The organism is Modestobacter sp. SYSU DS0657, from assembly GCF_054050925.1.
Genome location: NZ_JBJHAG010000012.1, coordinates 13,689 through 33,007 on the forward strand (window position 1 = coordinate 13,689; position 19,319 = coordinate 33,007).

A 19,319-nucleotide genomic window follows, 5' to 3' on the forward strand; every position below is an offset into this window, starting at 1 on the left:
GTAGGAGGAGCCCCGTGGTCAGCGCACGTCCCGCGGTCGCCGCGATGCCGGCCTACCGGCCCGGCCGCAACCCCGCCGACCTGGCCCGGGAGATCGGCGTGCCGCGCGCGGTGAAGCTGGCCAGCAACGAGGTGGCCTTCCCGCCGCTGCCGGCCGTCGTCGAGGCGATCGCGGCGACGGCCGGGGAGACCAACCGCTACCCCGACAACGGCGCGACCGTGCTCACCGCGGCGCTGGCGGAGCGGTACGGCGTCACCCCCGGTCAGGTGGCCACCGGCTGCGGCGCGGTCACCCTGCTGCAGCAGCTGGCCCAGGCCTACAACGACCCGGGCACCGGCATCGCGTTCGCCTGGCGGTCGTTCGAGATGTACCCGCTGCTGGCCCAGGTGGCCGGCGCCCGCGCCCAGCAGGTGCCGCTGGTGCCCGGCGCGCCGGGCGGCGCCGCCGACACCCACGACCTCGAGGCGCTGGCCGCCGTGGTCGACGAGCGCACCCGGCTGGTGTTCGTCTGCAACCCGAACAACCCCACCGGGACGGCGGTGCGCCGGGCGCAGCTGGAGCGGTTCCTCGACGCGGTCCCCGAGACGGCGCTGGTGGTGGTCGACGAGGCCTACCGGGAGTTCGTCACCGACCCCGGAGTGCCCGACGGCGTCGAGCTGATGCGCGGGCGGCCCAACGTCGCGGTGCTGCGCACCTTCTCCAAGGCATGGGGCCTGGCCGGGCTGCGGGTGGGTTACCTGCTGGCCGAGGACCCGGCCGTCGCCGACGCGGTGCGCCGCACCCACGTGCCCTTCAGCGTCTCCAGCCTCGCGCAGGCCGCGGCGGTCGCCGCCCTGGCGAGCGAGGACGAGGTGCGGCAGCGGTGCGCCGCCGTCGTCGCCGAGCGCGACCGGCTGACCGCAGCGTTGCGCGAGCGGGGCCTGCCGGTCGCCGACAGCCAGGCCAACTTCGTCTGGCTGCCGCTGGGCGAGCGCACCGCGGAGGTCGCCGCCGCCCTGGAGGCGCGGGCGGTGATCACCCGGCCGTTCCCCGGCCAGGGGCTGCGCGTGACGGTCGGGACGGCGGAGGAGGACGACGTCCTCCTCGGCGCGCTGGACGCCGTCCTGACCAGCACCGGGGCTGCGGACGCGGACACCTGACCGCACACCGGTGGGGCGCGTGGTTCGATGAGGGACGTGCCTGCTCCCCGCGTGCTGTCCGGCATCCAGCCGACGGCTGACTCGTTCCACCTCGGCAACTACCTGGGTGCGCTGCGGCAGTGGGTGGCCCTGCAGGACGACCACGACGCCTTCTACTGCGTCGTCGACCTGCACGCGATCACCGCGGAGCAGCCCGACCCGGCGGTGCTGCGCCGGCGCACGCTGGTCTCCGCCGCGCAGCTGATCGCGCTGGGCGTCGACCCGGCGCGCAGCACGCTGTTCGTGCAGAGCCACGTGCCCGAGCACGCCCAGCTCGCCTGGGTGCTCCAGTGCCTGACCGGGTTCGGCGAGGCCAGCCGGATGACCCAGTTCAAGGACAAGAGCACCCGCGAGGGCGCCGGGACGACGTCGGTCGGGCTGTTCACCTACCCGGTGCTGCAGGCCGCCGACATCCTGCTCTACCGGGCCGCCCGGGTTCCGGTCGGTGAGGACCAGCGGCAGCACCTGGAGCTGACCCGCGACCTGGCCACCCGGTTCAACGGCCGGTACGGCGACACGTTCGTGCTCCCCGAGGCCTACGTGCCACCGGGGGCGGCCAAGGTGCTGGACCTGCAGTCGCCGGACAAGAAGATGAGCAAGAGCCTGCCGCCGGCCGGCTGCGTGAACCTGCTCGACGACCCGAAGGCGACGGCGAAGAAGATCCGCTCGGCGGTCACCGACACCGGCCGCGAGATCGTCGCCGACCCGGTGGAGAAGCCGGGCGTGACCAACCTGCTGGCCATCCACTCGGCGCTGTCCGGGCAGACCGTGGCCCAGCTCGAGGAGCACTTCGCCGGTCGCGGCTACGGCGACCTGAAGAAGGAGCTCGCCGACGTGGTCACCGAGGCGTTCGCCCCGGTGCAGCAGCGCACCGCCGAGCTGCTGGCCGACACCGCCGAGCTGGAGCGGGTGCTGGCCGCCGGGGCCGCCCGTGCCCGCGAGGTCGCGGCCCCCACGCTGGCCGCCGTCTACGAGCGGGTGGGCTTCCTGGCCCCGGTCGGGGGCACGTCGGCGTGACCGACCGACCGCTGCGCGCCGACGACACCTTCGTGCACCGCCCCTCGGCGGAGCGCGAGGTGCCGGCCGACACCGCCGTGCTGGGCGTGGTGGTGTCGATCCCGGAGCCGTGGGCGCAGCTGCTGGTCGAGTGGCGGGGCAAGTGCGGGGACCCGCAGGCGAGCCTGGTGCCGCCGCACGTCACGCTGCTCCCGCCCACCGAGGTCGCGGTCGGTGACCGCCCGGCGATCAGCGCCCACCTGGCGCAGGTCGCGGCGGCCCACCCGCCGTTCGACATGCGGCTGTCGGGAACCGGCACGTTCCGCCCCGTCTCGGAGGTCGTCTTCGTCGCCGTGGAGCGGGGCGTCGCCGACTGCGAGCTGATCGCCACCGACGTCCGCACCGGCCCGCTGGCCCGGCCGCTGGCGTTCCCGTACCACCCGCACGTGACGGTCGCGCACGACGTGCCGGGGGAGATGCTGGACCTGGCGCACGCCGGTCTGGCCGACGTGCGCGCGGACTTCCGGGTGGACTCGTTCACCGAGTTCGAGCAGCTCCCGAGCGGCGCCTGGGCTGTCGCCCGCGAGTACCCGCTCACCGGCACGCCGCGCTGACCTGCGGCGCGACCGGGTCGGAACGCCTCCGGTCGACGGGCGCCGGAGATCGCCAGACCGCACACTCGGTCCGGTGACCGAGGCCAGGACGACGCCCGACCGTGCCGACGGTCCGGCTCCGGGCAACCCCGTCACCCGGCTGGCCGCCGCCGCCCGCCGCCTGCTGCGCCGGGGCCGGAACCGGTGGCCGTGGCTGGACCACCTCGTGCACGCCGGGGGCCACTACAACCGGGTGCAGGGTGACCTGCTCGCCTCCGGCGTCACCTACTACGTCTTCCTCGCGTTGTTCCCGGTGCTGCTGCTCGTCGCCGCCGTCGCCGGGCTGGTGCTGCGGGGCAACCCGCTCCTGGCGGAGCGCATCGTCTCCGGGATCCGCGACGCGGTGCCCGGGTCGACGGGCGCGGACCTGGCCGAGCAGGCCGAGGCGGCCATCGACAGCGCCGCCACCTTCGGCCTGGTCGGCCTGCTCGTCTTCCTCGTCATCGGGCTGCGCGCGATGGACAAGCTGCGGGTCGGCATGGACGTGGTCTGGCGCGGCCAGCCCGATCCGCCGAACTTCCTCACCGACCGGGTCAGGGACGTCGCCGGCCTGCTCGGCTTCGGGGTGGCGGCGGCGCTGAGCATCGCGCTGACCACCAGCGCGACGACGGCATCGACCCGGCTGCTGGGCCTGCTGGGCCTGGACGACGTCCCCGGTTTCGGGGTGCTCACCGCAGCGGTGGCGATCGCGCTGGCCCTGGTCGGCGACACCCTGGTCTTCCTCTGGCTGCTGCGCGGCGTGCCGGACAACCCGTTCGGCTCGCGCCAGCTGCTGCCCGGCGCGGTGTTCGGGGCGGTCGGGTTCGAGCTGCTGAAGGTCGCCGGCAACCTCTACCTGACCGTGATCAGCGGGAACGTCACGGCGCAGACGTTCGGCGGGATCGTCGGCCTCATCGTCTGGCTGAACGTGGTCTTCCGGTTCGCCTTCTACACCGCGGCGTGGACGGCGACCATCCCGTCGATCGAGCAGGAGCGGATCGCCGCCGGGCACGTGCGGTCGGTGGTCAGCGCCCCGGACCCGGTGGCTCCGGCCGAGGCCCGTCCGGGGCGTCCGCCGGCGGCGTCCCCGGCCGTGGTCCCGGTGGCGGACCCGCGGGTGTCCCCGGTGCGGACGGCGGTGGGGCTGCTGGGGGCCGGTGCCCTGACCGGTGCTCTGGGGGTGGCGCTGGGGACCGGGTGGCTGGCCCGCCGTCGGCGGGGGCGGCGGGCCGGCTGACCGGACGGCGGGCCCGCCGGCGGCCGAGGACGGTGGCGATGACCACCAGCACCGCGGCGACGGCCAGGGCGACGGGCACGAGCGGGCTGCTCGGCTCCTGCGCCGCCGTGGGGGCGGCGGCGGTGACCGGCGGAGCCGCGACGGCCGGGGGCGAGGAGGCGGTCGGGGTGGGCCGGGCCGGGGTGGCCGACGCCGTCGGCTCGGGCTCGTCGGGGTCGACCAGCCGGCCCGGGGCGTCGACCGAGGCCGGGGTGGCGAACCCCCAGTCGAGGAGCCGGGTCGCCTGCTCCTGCTCGTGCACCGGGCGGCGCTCGGCCTGCATCAGGCTGACCACCAGCCGGCGGCCGTCGCGCTCGGCCGCGGCGACGAAGGTGTGCCGCGCGGCGTCGGTGAAGCCGGTCTTGCCGCCCAGCGCTCCCGGATAGCCCGACAGGAGCGCGTTCTGCGACTGGATCTGGAAGCCCTCGTACCCCGGCGCCGGGGGCATGTGCGCGATCCGGGTCTGCAGCACGTCGAGCGTGTAGGGGTCGGCCACCAGCTCGCGCATGAACAGGGCCAGGTCGTAGGGGGAGGAGGACTGGCCGGCCACGTCCAGGCCGGACGGCGTGCCGACGACGGTGTCCGAGGCCCCGAGCCGGGCCGCGGTGGCGTTCATCGCCGCGACCGTGGCCTCGACCCCGCCGGCGGTGCGGGCCAGCGCGTTGGCCACGTCGTTGCCCGACTGCATGACCAGCGCCCGGAAGAGCAGGTCGACGGGGTACTGCCCGTCGTGCACCAGCCCGACCCGGCTGCCCTCGATCGCCTCGTCCTCGACGGTGGCGACCACGACCTGGCCGGGGTCCAGCTGCGGCGCCAGGGTGAGCAGGGTCAGCGTCTTGATCGTGCTCGCCGGGTAGTAGCGGCCGTGCGGGTCGCGGGCGCCGAGCACCTGACCGGTGCCGGCGTCGGCCACCAGCCAGCCGTGCGCGTCGATCCCCTCGGGCAGCGGTGGGGCGCCCTCGGCGGTGACCACCCCGCGGGTGTCCAGCCCCTCCCCGCCGACCGTGCTGCCGTCGAGGGCGCTGCCCTGCGGGGGACCGGCCTCGTACGGCGCGGTCGGCGTGGGGGCGCCGGGGTCGACGGTGGGCCGGGCGATCTCGGCGTGGGCGGTCTCGGCGTGGGCGGTCACCGCGGGAGGGGCGAGCACCGCGACCGCGACCAGTGCGACGGTGACCAGGACACGGACGACGGCGGGCCGGACGACGGGGCCGGCGGACGGCCGGGCCGGGGACGTCGGGTGGCGCATGACGGGCACGCTAACCCGGCCGGGGCGCGGGCCGGGCTGTGGGCGCCGTCTCACCACGGCGGCGGGGTGTGTGCCCGGTGTTGCCCGTAGGCAACGATCCCATCTCTATCCGTCTCCGGGTGGCCGCACCCGCTTCACCCGCAGTTAGCGTGCCGGGGGCGTCGTCGAGCGGTCCGGTCACCCCGGCCGGGCGGGCGGCGGAGCATTGAACACCCCTGGCACCGGGGCCCGCCGATCCGATCGGCCGGGCCCATGAGAGAGGAGACCGTCTTGCGCCGAGTGCGTGGGATGAAGGCCGCGGCACTGCTGCTGGCCGGCAGCATGGCCCTGGCGGCCTGCGCCAGCGACGAGACCGACAGCGGCTCGGGCGGCACCGGCGGTGGTGGCGAGGACCTGATGATCGGTCTGGCCTACGACACCGGCGGCCGCGGCGACCGCTCCTTCAACGACTCGGCCTACGCCGGTGTCGAGGCAGCCATCGAGGAGCTCGGTGGCGAGGTCGAGGAGTTCAGCCCGAACGACGACGGCTCCGACCGCGCCGAGGGCATGGCCCAGCTGGCCGAGCAGGGGTTCGACCCGGTGATCGGGGTGGGCTTCGCCTACGGCGAGATCATCGGCGACATCGCCGCCGAGTACCCCGACACCACCTTCGCCGTCGTCGACTCCTCGGTGGCCGATCTGGGCGCCGACAACCTGACCGGCCTGCTCTTCGCCGAGGAGCAGGGGTCCTTCCTCGCCGGCGCGGCTGCGGCGCTGAAGTCCGAGACCGGCCACATCGGCTTCGTCGGTGGCGTCGAGAACCCGCTGATCCAGAAGTTCGAGGCGGGCTACGTGGCCGGTGCCCGGGCGGTCGCCCCGGACATCATCATCGACACCCAGTACATCTCCCCGGCCGGTGACTTCTCCGGCTTCGGCGACCCGGCCCGCGGCAAGATCGTCGCCCAGGGCATGTTCGACGCCGGCGCCGACATCGTCTACCACGCGGCCGGCGGCTCCGGTCAGGGCGTCTTCGAGGCCGCTGCCGCCGCCGGTGGCCGCGCGATCGGCGTCGACTCCGACCAGTACGAGACGGTCGACGACCCGGCGCTGCAGGCAGTGATCATGACGTCGATGCTGAAGCGGGTCGACAACGCGGTGGAGTCGTTCATCGGCGACTACGCCGAGGGCTCCGTCGAGGGCGGCCAGGACATCGTCAACGACCTGTCGACCGACGGCGTGGGCCTGTCCACCTCCGGCGGGCAGATCGACGACATCCAGACCCAGATCGACGAGTACCGGCAGCAGATCATCGACGGCGAGATCGAGGTCCCGACGATCCCGTGACGCGCTCGTCCTGAGCAGCACGGACGCGGCGGGCCCGGGGGCGGTACACGCTCCCGGGCCCGCCGTTTTCCGTGTGTACCGTCTCCGCGTCGGACCGGACGTCGTCCGACGCGCTCACGACCGGAAGTCCTCCGGTCACCAGCCCCGGTCCCGCGCCCACCATGGAGATCCCGTTGAACGAGTCGGCACCACTGGCGGTCGAGCTGCGCGGCATCACCAAGCGCTTCCCCGGAGTCGTGGCCAACAAGGACATCGAGCTGCGCGTCCGGCGCGGTGAGGTGCACGCCATCGTGGGTGAGAACGGCGCGGGCAAGTCCACGCTGATGAAGACGCTGTACGGCATGCATCGCCCGGACGAGGGGCAGATCCTGCTCGACGGGGAGCCAGCGACCTTCCGGAGCCCGGCGGACGCTATCGCCGCGGGCATCGGGATGGTCCACCAGCACTTCATGCTGGCCGACAACTTCACCGTGCTGGAGAACGTCGTCCTCGGCAGCGAGCCGACCAAGGGCGGCCGGCTCGACCGCGGTGCGGCCCGCAGCCGGATCCAGGAGATCTCCGACAGCTACGCGCTGGGCCTGGACCCCGACACCCTGGTCGAGGACCTCGGCGTCGGCGACCGGCAGCGGGTGGAGATCGCGAAGGTCCTCTACCGGGGCGCGACCACGCTGATCCTCGACGAGCCGACCGCGGTGCTGGTGCCGCAGGAGGTCGACGAGCTGTTCGGCAACCTCGCCGAGCTCAAGCGCGAGGGCCTCACCGTCATCTTCATCTCGCACAAGCTCGACGAGGTGCGCAAGGTCGCCGACTCGATCACCGTCATCCGCCGGGGCACCACCGTCGGCACCGCCGACCCCCGGACGACGTCGGCCAGGGAGCTGGCCGAGCTGATGGTCGGCGCCGAGCTGCCCGTCGCCGCGACGCGCGAGTCCACGGTGCGGGAGGCCCCGGTCCTCCGGATGCGCGGGGTCACCGTCACCGCCGTCGCCGGCGGACGGTCGGTCGTCGACGACGTGACCCTCACCGTGCGCGAGGGGGAGGTCGTCGGCATCGCCGGCGTCGAGGGCAACGGCCAGGCCGAGCTCGTCGACGCGATCATGGGCCTGCGGCCGCTGGCTGCCGGTGAGCTCCGGCTCGGCGACGAGGACATTGCGCACTGGAGCACCCGCCAGCGCCGCGAGGGCGGCATCGGCTTCGTCCCGGAGGACCGGCACCGGCAGGGGATGCTGCTGGACGCGCCGCTGTGGGAGAACCGGATCCTCGGGCACCAGACCAGGCCACCCGCGGTGAAGGGCGTGTTCATCGACCGCAAGGCGGCCCGGGCCGACACCGCCCGGATCATGCGCGAGTACGACGTCCGGGCACCCGGACCGGACACCGCGGCTGTGGCTCTCTCCGGGGGCAACCAGCAGAAGCTGATCGTCGGACGGGAGATGAGCGCACACCCCCGCCTGCTCGTCGCCGCCCACCCGACCCGCGGTGTCGACGTCGGTGCCCAGGCCGGCATCTGGGAGCTGCTCAAGGACGCCCGCGCGGAAGGGATGGGGATCCTGCTGGTCTCGGCCGACCTGGACGAGCTGATCGGCTTGTCCGACACGCTGCACGTGATGCTCCGCGGCGCGCTCGTCGCGACGCTAGACCCGCGACGGGTGACGCCGGAGGAACTCGGTGGGCACATGACCGGCGCCTCTCGCGGCGACGACGCGGTGGGTGCGGCGTGACCGCCCTCCGCCGGCTTGGCCTGTCGCTGATGGCCCCGGCCATCGCCCTGGTCGTGGCACTCGCCCTGTCCGCGGCCGTCATCGCACTGATCGGCCAGAACCCGGCCACCGCGGTCCGCGTCATGTTCGACTTCGGCGACTCACCGGCCCAGCAGACCCAGGCGATCGTGGTCGTGCTGAACCGGGCGGTGCCGCTCTTCCTGGCCGGGCTGGCGGTCTCCGTCGCCTTCCGGATGGGGCTGTTCAACATCGGCGTGGAGGGCCAGTACCGGATCGCCACGGTGCTGGCCGCCGGCGCCGGTGCGGCGGTGGCCCTGCCCGGCCCGCTGCACCTGCTGCTCATTGTCGTCGTCGCGATGGCGGTCGGTGCCCTCTGGGCCGGCATCGTCGCCGTGCTGAAGGTGACCCGGGGCGTGAGCGAGGTGATCAGCTCGATCATGCTCAACTTCATCGCCCTGGGGTTGGCGTCCTACCTGCTCACCGGGCCGCTGCGGGGGTCGCCGGAGGGCGCCTCGATCATCACCACCACCCCGATCCCCGAGTCCGGGTGGTTCCCCGGTCTCAACGGCGTGCTCATCGGGCTGGGCCTGGCCGAACCCCGGTCGGAGCTCTACGGCTTCCTGGTCGTCGCCGTGGTGGTCGGCGTCGCCGTGGCCGTGCTGATCAAGCGCACCCGCTTCGGCTTCGACCTGCGGGCCACCGGGATGTCGGCGTCCGCGGCCACCGCCAGCGGCGTGGACGCCCGCCGGATGGTGCTCAAGGCGATGCTCATCTCCGGCGCCATCGCCGGGCTGATCGGCATGCCCGACCTGCTCGGTGACGCGCGCAGCTACAACACCGAGTTCACCTCCGGCCTGGGCTTCCTGGGCATCGCCGTGGCGCTGCTCGGCCGCAACACCCCGCTGGGGATCGCGTTCGGGGCGCTGCTGTTCGCCTTCCTGGACCGGGCCGCGATCCCGCTGCAGTTCGCCGACATCCCGGCCTCGGTGGTCACGATCATCCAGGGCACGATCGTGCTCGCCGTCGTCGTCGCCAACGAGGTCGCCCGCCGAGTGACCCGACAGCGAGCCGAGCGCGGCAACGCCGTCGCGCCACCCACCACCGGTGACGGCAGCACCGGAGGCGGGCAGGGGCCCGGCGACGGGCCGCCACCGGACGTCGGTCCCACGACCGGCACCGGCACCGGCGTCGGGGTCCGCAACGCGACGGGTGACGCCGGCCGCAGCGACAGCCGTCAGGGAGCAGGGGCATGAGCACCGCAACCGCCGCACGCACCTCCGGTGCCGACCGTGGCCCGGTGACCGAGCTGTTCCTCGGTGGCGGCCGGGCTCGGCGGATCACCTGGCTGCTGGTCGGGCTGCTGGTGCTGTTCTCCGCCGTGCGGGTGATCTCGGGCGAGCAGGCGCTGACGTCGTCCTCGACCTTCGGCGCGGCCCTGCTGCTCGCCGTCCCGCTGCTCCTCGTCGCCCTCGGTGGCCTGTTCGCCGAGCGCGCGGGCGTGGTCAACATCGGCCTGGACGGCATGATGATCCTCGGCACCTGGGGGGCCGGCTGGGCCGGCTACCAGTGGGGCTGGGTCGGTGCGCTGGCCGGCGGTGCGCTCTGCGGTGCGCTCGGCGGCCTGCTGCACGCCATCGCCACGGTCACCTTCGGTGTCGACCACGTGGTGTCCGGCGTGGCGATCAACATCCTGGCCGCCGGCGTCGTCCGGTTCCTCTCCGAGCTGCTCTACACCGACAACGCCGCGGGCGGTGGGGTCACCCAGTCGCCACCGCTGTCCAGCCGGCCACCGAGCTTCTCGCTGCCGGTGCTCTCCTCCGGTCCCGACCTGCTCGGTGACCTGGAGTCCCGGCACTGGTTCCTGGTCAGCGACCTCGCCGGCCTGCTCCGCGGGATCAGCAGCGGGGTCGGCGTGCTCACCGTGCTGGCCGTGCTGATGGTCCCGGCGGCATACCTGGTGCTCTGGCGGACGGCGTTCGGCCTGCGGCTGCGCTCCTGCGGGGAGAACCCGGCGGCCGCGGACTCCCTCGGTGTCCCGGTGTACCGGCTCAAGTACATCGCCGTGATCATCTCCGGCGGGCTGGCCGGCCTGGGCGGGGTCTTCCTGGTCTTCATCGCCAACATCTACCGCGAGGGGCAGACCAACGGCCGCGGCTTCATCGGCCTGGCCGCGCTCATCTTCGGCAACTGGCGGCCGGGTGGCCTGGCCGCCGGCGCCGGCCTCTTCGGCTTCGCCGACGCCCTGCAGCTGCGCAGCCGGACCGCCGTCGTCGCGCTGCTGCTGCTCATCGCTGTGATCCTGGTGGGAGTGGCGATCTGGCAGGCCACCCGGCGCCGCTACGTGCAGGCGGTGATCGCCGTGGCGTTCGGCGCCGCGGCGCTGGCCGGCTTCCTCACCATCGACGAGCTGCCCCCGGGCATTGTCTCCTTCACCCCGCACCTGACCACGCTGTTGGTCCTGTCGCTGGCCTCGCAACGGCTGCGGCCGCCGAAGGCCGACGGGCTGGTCTACCGACGAGGAGAGCACTGATGGGAGCGGACCGGCTCGCGAGCATCGCAGCGAGCGCCAGCGAGCGAGGAGCGGAACGAGCCGAGGGAGCGACCCCGTGACGTCGCCGGAGATCGACTGGGACGCCCTGCGGGCCTTCGCCCGGGAGGCTATGACCCACGCGTACGCGCCGTACTCGCGGTTCCCGGTGGGGGTGGCCGGGCTGGTGGACGACGGCCGGGTGGTCACCGGCTGCAACGTGGAGAACGCCTCCTACGGCCTGGGGCTGTGCGCCGAGTGCGGCATGGTCAGTGACCTGGCGCGCACCGGTGGTGGGCGGCTGGTCGCGGTGGCCTGCGTCGGTGGTGACGGGCAGCCGCTGATGCCCTGCGGGCGCTGCCGGCAGCTGCTGTGGGAGCACGGCGGGCGCGACATGCTCATCGAGACCGTGTCGCTGGGCATCGTGCCGATGAGCGACGTGCTGCCCGACGCGTTCGGCCCCGACGACCTCACGGCTGCCGCCGCGCGGTCTGCCGATGGCACAGCGGAGGCCTCGCGATGACCCAGCCGTTCGACGCCGTCGACGTCATCCGGGCCAAGCGCGACGGGCAGCCCCTGACGCCGGAGCAGATCCGCTGGGTGATCGGCGCCTACACCGCCGGCGACGTGGCCCACGAGCAGATGAGCGCGCTGCTGATGGCCGTGTTCTTCCAGGGCATGGCGGCCGAGGAGCTCTCCGTCTGGACGCAGGCGATGATCGACTCCGGCGTCCGCAAGGACCTCTCCGGCCTGGGCCGGCCCACCGCCGACAAGCACTCCACCGGCGGGGTCGGCGACAAGATCACCCTGCCGCTGGCGCCGCTGGTCGCCGCCTGCGGGGTGGCGGTGCCGCAGCTGTCCGGCCGCGGGCTTGGCCACACCGGCGGCACGCTGGACAAGCTGGAGTCGGTGCCCGGCTGGCGGGCCTCGCTCACCGACGCCGAGTACGAGCAGCAGCTGCGCGACGTCGGTGCGGTGATCTGCGCCGCCGGCGCCGACCTCGCCCCGGCCGACAAGGTGCTCTACGCGCTGCGCGACGTCACCGGCACGGTGGAGTCGATCCCGCTGATCGCCAGCTCGATCATGAGCAAGAAGATCGCCGAGGGCGCCGACGCGCTCGTGCTCGACGTGAAGACCGGGTCGGGCGCTTTCATGCGCGACCCCGACGACGCCCGCACGCTGGCCCGCACGATGGTCGGCCTCGGGGAGGCCGCCGGGGTGCGCACCGTCGCCCTGGTCACCGCGATGGACCGTCCGCTGGGCCGCAGCGCCGGCAACGCCGTCGAGGTCGCCGAGTCGGTGGAGGTGCTCGCCGGGGGCGGGCCGGCCGACGTCGTCGAGCTCACCCTGGCGCTGGCGCGGGAGATGCTCGCCGGGGTCGGCCGGGACGACGTCGACCCCGCCGACGCGCTCGCCGACGGCCGGGCGATGGACGCCTGGCGCCGGATGATCGCCGCCCAGGGCGGCGACCCGGACGCCTCGCTGCCGCAGCCCGCCGAGCGGCACGTGGTCACCGCGCCGGCGACCGGCACCCTCACCCGGCTCGACGCCTACGCACTCGGGGTCGCCGCCTGGCGGCTGGGCGCCGGGCGCGCGCGCAAGGAGGACCCGGTCTCGGCCGCGGCCGGCGTCGTCTGGCACGCGGGAGTGGGGGAGCAGGTGACCGCCGGTCAGCCGCTGCTGGAGCTGCAGACCGACGACGCCGCCCGCATCCCGCGCGCGCTGGAGGCGCTGGAGGGCGCGGTCGGCGTCGACACCGACGACCGGCCGCTCCCGCTGCTCATCGACCGCATCTAGAAGGACCCTCCCGTCCCCCACCACTCGCGAGCTCGCGGCGGGGCCCTGCGAGGGGGTCACAGGCGCGTGGAGGACACTGACGCCTCGTGCAGCAGAAGGACCTCCCCACGACCCGCACGCTCGGGGCGCCCCCCGCGGGAGTGCCGCTCGATCCCGACGCCGCCATCTCGGTGCGCGGCCTGGTCAAGCGCTACGGCGAGCGGGCGGCCGTCGACGGCCTGGACCTGGACATCCGGCGCGGGGAGATCTTCGCGCTGCTGGGCCCCAACGGCGCCGGCAAGACCACCACGGTCGAGGTGCTGGAGGGCTACCGCAGCCGCGACGGCGGCGAGGTCCGGGTGCTCGGCGTCGACCCGGCCGCCGGCGGGCGGGCGTGGAAGGGCGAGCTGGGCATCGTGCTGCAGTCCGGCGCCGGCGACAGCCAGCTGACCTGCCGTGAGCTGCTGCGCGCGCAGGCGTCCTACTACGCCGACCCGCGTGACCCCGACGAGGTGCTCGAGCTGGTCGGGCTCACCGAGAAGGCCGGCTCCCGCGGGCGCACCCTCTCCGGCGGTCAGCGCCGGCGGCTCGACGTGGCGCTCGGCATCGTCGGCCGCCCCCGGCTGCTGTTCCTCGACGAGCCGACCACCGGCTTCGACCCGGAGGCCCGCCGCCAGTTCTGGTCGCTGATCCGCTCGCTGCGCGACCTCGGCACCACGATGCTGCTCACCACCCACTACCTGGACGAGGCCGAGGAGCTGGCCGACCGGGTGGGGGTGATCGCCCACGGCCGGCTGGTCGAGGTCGCCGTCCCGGCCGAGCTCGGCGGCCGGGGCGCCGCGCCCGCCGTCGTCAGCTGGACCGAGGACGGCAGGCGCCGGGTGGTCGAGACCGCGACGCCGACGGCGTTCGTCGCCGAGCTGGCCGGTCGGTTCTCCGGCGAGGTGCCCGACCTGGCCGTCGCCCGGCCCACGCTCGAGGACGTCTACCTGAGGATGATCGGAGAGGGCCGGCAGTGAGTGAGCATCGCAGCGAGCGCCAGCGAGCGAGGAGCGGAGCGAACGGCCGAGCGCAGCGAGGGGGTGCGTCATCGTGACCGCCACCCGCGAGCAGGCGCTGCCCTCGGTGGGCGCGGTCTGCCGGACCCGGGCCGGGGTGGAGCTCAAGGAGTTCTTCCGGCAGCGCGAGTCCGTCGTCTTCACGCTGATGTTCCCGGTGATCCTGCTGCTGGTCTTCGGCGCGGTGCTCGACTACGACCTCGGGGCCGGGGTCAGCTTCACCCAGTACTTCATGGCCGGGGTGATCGCCGCGGGCATCCTCGGCGCCAGCCTGCAGAACATGGCGATCAGCATCGCCACCGAGCGCTCCGACGGCACGCTCAAGGGCCTGGCCGGCACCCCGATGCCCAAGAGCGCCTACTTCGTCGGCAAGGTCGTGCAGGTCCTCGTCGTCACCGTGGCCATCGTGGCGATCCTGCTGGTCATCGGGGTCGTCTTCTACGACGTCGCGCTCCCCTCGGGTGCGGACTGGCTGACCTTCCTCTGGGTCGCCGGGCTCGGCTCGGCAGCGTGCACGCTGCTGGGCATCGCGGTCTCCAGCCTGGCCCGCAACGGGCGCTCGGCGTCGGCCACGGTCACCCCGATCGCGTTGGTGCTGCAGTTCATCTCCGGGGTGTTCTTCCAGTTCAGCGAGGTGCCCACCTGGCTGCAGACGATCGCCGCGGTCTTCCCGCTGAAGTGGATGGCGCAGGGGCTGCGGTCGGTGTTCCTCCCCGACGAGCTCGCCGCCGCCGAGCCGGCCGGCACCTGGGAGCTGGGCCGGGTCGCGCTGGTGCTCGGGATCTGGTGCGTCGTCGGCCTGGTGCTGTGCGTGCGCACCTTCCGCTGGCAGGACCGGGAGAGCCGGTGAGGGCACTGGTCCACCGGGCGTAGGAAGCTCCGCACCCGGTTCGCAGCGCAGAACTTCCTATGCCTGCGAGTGCCGGGCGGTCATGTCGGAGAATGGCGGGGTGCCCGTCCCGCTGAACGCCGAGAACCTCGTCCGTGCTCCCAAGGTGCTGCTGCACGACCACCTGGACGGCGGGCTGCGGCCGCAGACGGTGCTGGAACTGGCCGACGAGGTCGGGTACCGCGACCTGCCGGCCGACGAGCCCGCGGCGCTGGGCCGCTGGTTCCGCGAGGCGGCCGACTCCGGGTCGCTGCCGCGCTACCTGGAGACGTTCGCGCACACCGTCGCGGTGCTGCAGCGGCCCGCGGCTGTGCACCGGGTCGCCCGCGAGGCCGCGCTCGACCTGGCCGCCGACGGCGTCGTCTACGCCGAGGTGCGGATGGCGCCGGAGCTGCTCACCGAGGGCGGCATGGCCCTGCCCGCGGTGGTCGAGGCGATGCTCGACGGCTACGCCCAGGGCAGCCGGGAGGCCGCGGCAGCCGGGACGCCGATCGTCGTCGGCACCCTGCTGTGCGCGATGCGCCAGGCCGACCGGTGGGTGGAGGTCGCCGAGCAGGTGGTCCGGTTCGCCGACGCCGGGGTGGTCGGCTTCGACCTGGCCGGCCCCGAGGACGGCTTCCCACCGGACCGCATCCCGGAGGCGATCGCCGTGCTGGACCGGGCCGGGGCGCACCGCACCGTGCACGCCGGGGAGGCCGCCGGGATCCCCTCGATCGTCGCCGCGCTGGACGGCGCGGGCGCCGAGCGGCTGGGCCACGGGGTGCGCATCGCCGACGAGGTGCCCGTCGACGGCGCGCTCGGTCCGGTGGCGCAGCGGGTCCGCGACGAACAGGTGCCGCTGGAGGTCGCCCCGTCGTCCAACGTGCAGACCGGCGCCTACCCGTCGCTGGCCGACCACCCGGTCGACCGGCTGCACCGGGCCGGCTTCGCCGTGACCCTCAACACCGACAACCGCCTGATGAGCGGGGTCTCGGCGAGCAGCGAGCTGGCCGCCGTCGCCGCCGCCTTCGGCTGGGGCTGGGACGACGTGCAGACGGTGACCGAGCGGGCGCTGCGCGCCGGCTTCCACGACGACGCCGTGCGTGCCCGGATCACCACCGAGGTGGTCCGCCCCGCCTACGACGCCCTCCGCGCGGGCAGCTGAGGCACCCGGGGGAGTGGTCGAAGGGCCCCCTTGCCCCCCACCACTCGCCGGCTCGCGGCGGGTTCCCTGCAAGGGGGCCGAAGGCGCGGGAATCAATCCGGCCGCCGCGCTGCTAACCTGACCGTGCCGGTGAATGTGCCGGTCATCCTCCCGGGCGGTCCTGTCCGGGCACAGCGCATCCGTGCAGATCAACGCGTCACCGCAGACGGCCGCGATCACCAGTGTGGACGCCGGACACCCCGGCGATCAGCAGCACCACGGGACGCGCACCGATCTGTATCGGAGTTCCCGCTTGTCCTCGTTCGACTCTGTCGACACCCGCACCACCCCTGAGAACACCCTCCTCGAGGCCGCCGCCTCCACTCCCGAGGTCACGGCGCCCGCCGCGACCGAGGAGGCCCCCGAGCCCACCGGCCCGACCTTCGCCCAGCTGGGCCTGCCCCAGCCGCTGGTCACCGCGCTGGAGCGCAAGGGCATCCGGCACCCGTTCGCCATCCAGACCTCCGCGCTGCCCGACGCCCTCGCCGGGCGCGACGTGCTGGGCAAGGCCGCCACCGGTTCCGGCAAGACGCTGGCCTTCGGGCTGCCGCTGCTGGCCCGCCTGGGCGGCGACGCGCAGCACGGCCGGCGGGCGCCGCGTGGCCTGATCCTGGTGCCGACCCGTGAGCTGGCCCAGCAGGTGCACGACAACCTGGCCCCGCTCGGCCAGTCGATCGGCGTCCAGCTGGCCGCCGTGTACGGCGGTGCCTCGATGTACCGCCAGATCCAGCAGCTGCGTCGCGGCGTCGACGTGCTCATCGCCACCCCCGGCCGGCTGCAGGACCTGATCAACCAGGGCGAGACGACCCTCTCCGAGGTCGTCGTCTCGATCATCGACGAGGCCGACTTCATGTCCGACCTCGGCTTCCTGCCGGTGGTCAAGGAGCTGCTCGACCAGACCCGCCCCGACGCCCAGCGGCTGCTGTTCTCGGCCACCCTGGACGGTGAGGTCGACACCCTGGTCCGCCGTTACCTCAAGGACCCGGCGCGGCACGAGGTCGTCAAGGCCGCGGACTCCGGTCCGCAGGCCGAGCACCTGGCCTACAGCGTGTCCTTCCCGGACAAGCTGAAGGTCACCGAGGCGATGGCCGCCCGCCCGGGCCGGATCATCATCTTCGTGCGCACCCAGCACGGTGCCGACCGGCTGGCCGGCAACCTGCAGGCCGTCGGCATCTCCGCCGAGCCGATCCACGGCGGCCTGCCGCAGTCGGCGCGTCGCCGGGCACTGGAAGCGTTCACCGACGCCCGCAGCCCGGTGCTGGTGGCCACCGACGTCGCCGCGCGTGGCATCCACGTCGACGACGTGTCGCTGGTGCTGCACTACGACCCGCCGGCCGACCACAAGACCTACCTGCACCGCTCCGGCCGCACCGCGCGCGCCGGTGCCGCGGGTGTCGTGGTCTCGCTGCTGCTGCCCGACCAGGTGGGGCAGTCCAAGCGTCGGTTCCGCCAGGCCAAGGTCGAGCCGCAGGTCACCCGGATCCGTCCGGGGGACACCGCGATCTCCGACCTGGTCGCCGGTGGCACCTTCGTCGAGCCGGTGCAGCGCCCGGTGCGCGAGTCGCGCCGTCCGGCCGGGGCCGGCGGCCCCGGTGGGCGCCGGCCGCGCCGGGACGGCGACCGCCCCGGCGGCCGCAGCGGCCCCCGCCGGTCCTACGGCGACCGCGATCGTTCGTACGGCGAGCGCCCCCAGGGCGAGCGCTCCTACGGCGACCGGGATCGTCCGGCCGGTGACCGGCCCGCGGGCGACCGCGATCGTTCGTACGGGAGCCGCCCCCAGGGCGAGCGCTCCTACGGCGACCGGGATCGCTCATTCGGCGGGGACTCCCGCGACCGGCGTCCCGGTGGGTACCGCGGCGCCGGGGAGGGCAACCGCTCCGGCGGCCGCCCGCCCCGTCCGGCGCGCTCCTACTGACGGAAGGACCCCGCTGCCTCCGGGCAGCGGGGCCTGAACGGCAACGGCCGGCTCCCGCATCCGCGGGGGCCGGCCGTTGCCGTTGCGGGTCCTAGTCGCGGAAGCGCAGGGCCCCGCTGACCTCGGTGACGACCTCGTCCCAGGAACTCGCCAGCCCGGCGGCGTCCTGGGCCGGCAGCGGCGCCGCCGGGTCGGTCTCGCTGCGGGCGACGGCGCGACCCAGCGGGGTGTCGCCGGTGAGCAGCTCCTCGACCCTCGTCAGCCCGGCGTACTCGGCGACGTCCCGCACGCCCTCGACCGGCTGCTCCAGCGCCTCGTGCTGCACCAGCCCGCCGGCGCCGCCGGCGACCTCGCGCAGCACCTCGGCGAGCGCGGTGAGGTCGTAGCGGTCCTGGTCGGCCGGCAGCGGCAGGACGTCGGTGTCGGCCACCTCCGGCCAGGAGGCGATGCCGCTGAGGTCGTGGCGCTCGTCCGAGGCGCAGAAGCGGGCCAGCTCGACCGGGGAGGGGAACAGGAAGACCTGCCCGTCGCGGCCGAGGAACCGGGCGCGGTCCTCGACGTAGCAGCGCAGGGTCAGGCCGGCGCCCTCGGGGACGACCAGCTCGACGGGGAGGATGCCGACCGCCTCCCAGAACTCCTGGGCGGCGGCGACCGCGGCCGGGCTGGCGGTCAGCCGGCTGCCGCCGCGGATGTCCCGGGTGCCGGTGGTCGGCACGCCCGGGGCCGCAGCGGTGGAGCCGGCCGGCTGGCGCTGCGCGCTGGCCCCCGCCACGGCCGGGCGAGCAGCGGCGTCGTCATCGTCGAGCAGGTCGACGTCGTCGTCCTCGTCGTCGTCCTCGTCGTCCGGCTCCGCCGCGCGGGCCTCGGCCTCCTCGGCGGCCGATGGGTAGTCGTCGGGGGAGACGCTGCCGGCCCCGGTCCAGTCCAGGTGGTCGTCGAGCTCCTCGAGCACGTCCTCCCAGAGCTCGTCGATCGCGGTGCCCAGCCGCTGCCAGGACTCCTCACCGGTGCGGCCGAGGAACGCCTGCACGCCGAGGGGCAGCGCGGCCACCTCGGGGCGGGAGACCAGCTCGGCGACCGACTCGAACTCGGTCTCGTCGTCGTCGAGCAGGTCGTCCTCGTCATCGGTCGTGTCGCAGCACTCGGCGATGCGCCCGACGACGTCGACGACGGCGGCCAGCTCGTCGACGGCCCAGCGGTCCGGGTTCTCCGCGACCACGTCGTAGACGCCGTCCAGGTCGAACCGGTGGTCCTCGTCGGGGGTCAGGTCGCCGGCGTCGAGCCCGGCCACGACCGGCCAGACCGGGTGGTCGGCGAGGTCGTGGTCGGTGCTGGCGCGGCAGAAGGCGGCCAGCGCGGCCGGGGAGGGGAACAGGTGGACGACGGCCTTGGTGACGCCGTCCTCGGGGTCGTCGTCGTTCAGGTCGGCGGGCACGTCGACCGTGCTGCCGAGGAACGCCTGCCACTCCTCGCCGTCCTCCTCCCAGGGAGGAGCCCAGAGCGTGTAGCCGGTGCGGTCGTCGAGGGTGAGGGCGATGGGGACGATGCTGGGCCTGGCCACCCGCCCATCCTGCCCGGTGGACCCGCGCGCGCGCACTG

The 19,319-nt window shown here is 74.3% G+C and carries 15 protein-coding genes and 1 pseudogene; 14 read left to right on the top strand and 2 right to left on the bottom strand.

Annotation, left to right across the window (positions count from 1 at the left end):
• The first annotated feature begins 14 nt into the window (after positions 1-14).
• The 4 genes and pseudogenes from hisC to ACI79A_RS09600 form a co-directional block, all read left to right on the top strand.
• The gene (gene hisC / locus ACI79A_RS09585) at positions 15-1,139 is read left to right on the top strand and encodes a histidinol-phosphate transaminase (protein ID WP_457082409.1); all 1,125 of its coding nucleotides are present in this window, start codon (positions 15-17) and stop codon (positions 1,137-1,139) included.
• Positions 1,140-1,166: 27 nt separating this feature from the next.
• The gene (trpS, locus tag ACI79A_RS09590; protein WP_457082411.1) at positions 1,167-2,195 is read left to right on the top strand and encodes a tryptophan--tRNA ligase; all 1,029 of its coding nucleotides are present in this window, start codon (positions 1,167-1,169) and stop codon (positions 2,193-2,195) included.
• On the top strand, positions 2,192-2,788 hold the full coding sequence (locus ACI79A_RS09595; protein ID WP_457082413.1) for a 2'-5' RNA ligase family protein: 597 nt from the start codon (positions 2,192-2,194) through the stop codon (positions 2,786-2,788). The genes trpS and ACI79A_RS09595 overlap by 4 nt, the downstream gene beginning before the upstream one ends.
• Before the next feature lie 232 nt (positions 2,789-3,020).
• Positions 3,021-3,773, top strand: a pseudogene (locus tag ACI79A_RS09600) (YihY/virulence factor BrkB family protein); the annotation flags it as partial.
• A 58-nt stretch (positions 3,774-3,831) separates the two neighbouring features.
• Here ACI79A_RS09600 and ACI79A_RS09605 read toward each other — a convergent pair.
• Positions 3,832-5,328: a D-alanyl-D-alanine carboxypeptidase family protein gene (locus ACI79A_RS09605; protein ID WP_457082415.1), complete on the bottom strand. Its 1,497-nt coding sequence runs from the start codon at positions 5,326-5,328 to the stop codon at positions 3,832-3,834.
• A 279-nt stretch (positions 5,329-5,607) separates the two neighbouring features.
• On the opposite strand from ACI79A_RS09605, the gene ACI79A_RS09610 reads away from it, so the two are divergent.
• From ACI79A_RS09610 to ACI79A_RS09655, 10 genes are all read left to right on the top strand, one after another.
• The gene (locus ACI79A_RS09610; protein ID WP_457082559.1) at positions 5,608-6,651 is read left to right on the top strand and encodes a BMP family lipoprotein; all 1,044 of its coding nucleotides are present in this window, start codon (positions 5,608-5,610) and stop codon (positions 6,649-6,651) included.
• A 173-nt stretch (positions 6,652-6,824) separates the two neighbouring features.
• Positions 6,825-8,372, top strand: a complete 1,548-nt coding sequence (locus ACI79A_RS09615) for an ABC transporter ATP-binding protein (RefSeq protein WP_457082417.1) — start codon at positions 6,825-6,827, stop codon at positions 8,370-8,372.
• A complete protein-coding gene (locus ACI79A_RS09620) occupies positions 8,369-9,625 on the top strand; it encodes an ABC transporter permease (protein WP_457082419.1) in 1,257 nt (418 codons plus the stop codon). Before ACI79A_RS09615 ends, ACI79A_RS09620 begins: the two co-directional genes overlap by 4 nt.
• A complete protein-coding gene (locus ACI79A_RS09625) occupies positions 9,622-10,902 on the top strand; it encodes an ABC transporter permease (protein WP_457082421.1) in 1,281 nt (426 codons plus the stop codon). The genes ACI79A_RS09620 and ACI79A_RS09625 overlap by 4 nt, the downstream gene beginning before the upstream one ends.
• A gap of 76 nt (positions 10,903-10,978) precedes the next feature.
• A complete protein-coding gene (locus ACI79A_RS09630) occupies positions 10,979-11,422 on the top strand; it encodes a cytidine deaminase (protein WP_457082423.1) in 444 nt (147 codons plus the stop codon).
• Positions 11,419-12,696, top strand: coding sequence for a thymidine phosphorylase (locus ACI79A_RS09635; protein ID WP_457082425.1), 1,278 nt, complete (start codon positions 11,419-11,421; stop codon positions 12,694-12,696). Before ACI79A_RS09630 ends, ACI79A_RS09635 begins: the two co-directional genes overlap by 4 nt.
• A gap of 86 nt (positions 12,697-12,782) precedes the next feature.
• Positions 12,783-13,694 (top strand): ABC transporter ATP-binding protein, encoded by a 912-nt coding sequence (locus ACI79A_RS09640; RefSeq protein WP_457082427.1) that lies wholly within the window; start codon positions 12,783-12,785, stop codon positions 13,692-13,694.
• Between the two features lie 73 nt (positions 13,695-13,767).
• Entirely contained in the window at positions 13,768-14,583 is an 816-nt protein-coding gene (locus tag ACI79A_RS09645; RefSeq protein ID WP_457082429.1) for an ABC transporter permease, read from the top strand.
• A gap of 100 nt (positions 14,584-14,683) precedes the next feature.
• On the top strand, positions 14,684-15,766 hold the full coding sequence (locus tag ACI79A_RS09650; RefSeq protein WP_457082431.1) for an adenosine deaminase: 1,083 nt from the start codon (positions 14,684-14,686) through the stop codon (positions 15,764-15,766).
• Between the two features lie 292 nt (positions 15,767-16,058).
• Entirely contained in the window at positions 16,059-17,720 is a 1,662-nt protein-coding gene (locus ACI79A_RS09655) for a DEAD/DEAH box helicase (protein ID WP_457082433.1), read from the top strand.
• 91 nt (positions 17,721-17,811) lie between these two features.
• Here the strand turns inward: ACI79A_RS09655 and ACI79A_RS09660 are convergent, their stop codons facing one another.
• A complete protein-coding gene (locus ACI79A_RS09660) occupies positions 17,812-19,281 on the bottom strand; it encodes a hypothetical protein (RefSeq protein ID WP_457082435.1) in 1,470 nt (489 codons plus the stop codon).
• Positions 19,282-19,319 lie beyond the last annotated feature (38 nt).

Coding starts and splice junctions, on each gene's coding strand:
- trpS (WP_457082411.1), top strand. CDS start 1,167: ATGAGGGACGTGCCTGCTCCCCGCGTGCTGTCCGGCATCCAGCCGACG.
- ACI79A_RS09605 (WP_457082415.1), bottom strand. CDS start 5,328: ATGCGCCACCCGACGTCCCCGGCCCGGCCGTCCGCCGGCCCCGTCGTC.
- ACI79A_RS09625 (WP_457082421.1), top strand. CDS start 9,622: ATGAGCACCGCAACCGCCGCACGCACCTCCGGTGCCGACCGTGGCCCG.
- ACI79A_RS09635 (WP_457082425.1), top strand. CDS start 11,419: ATGACCCAGCCGTTCGACGCCGTCGACGTCATCCGGGCCAAGCGCGAC.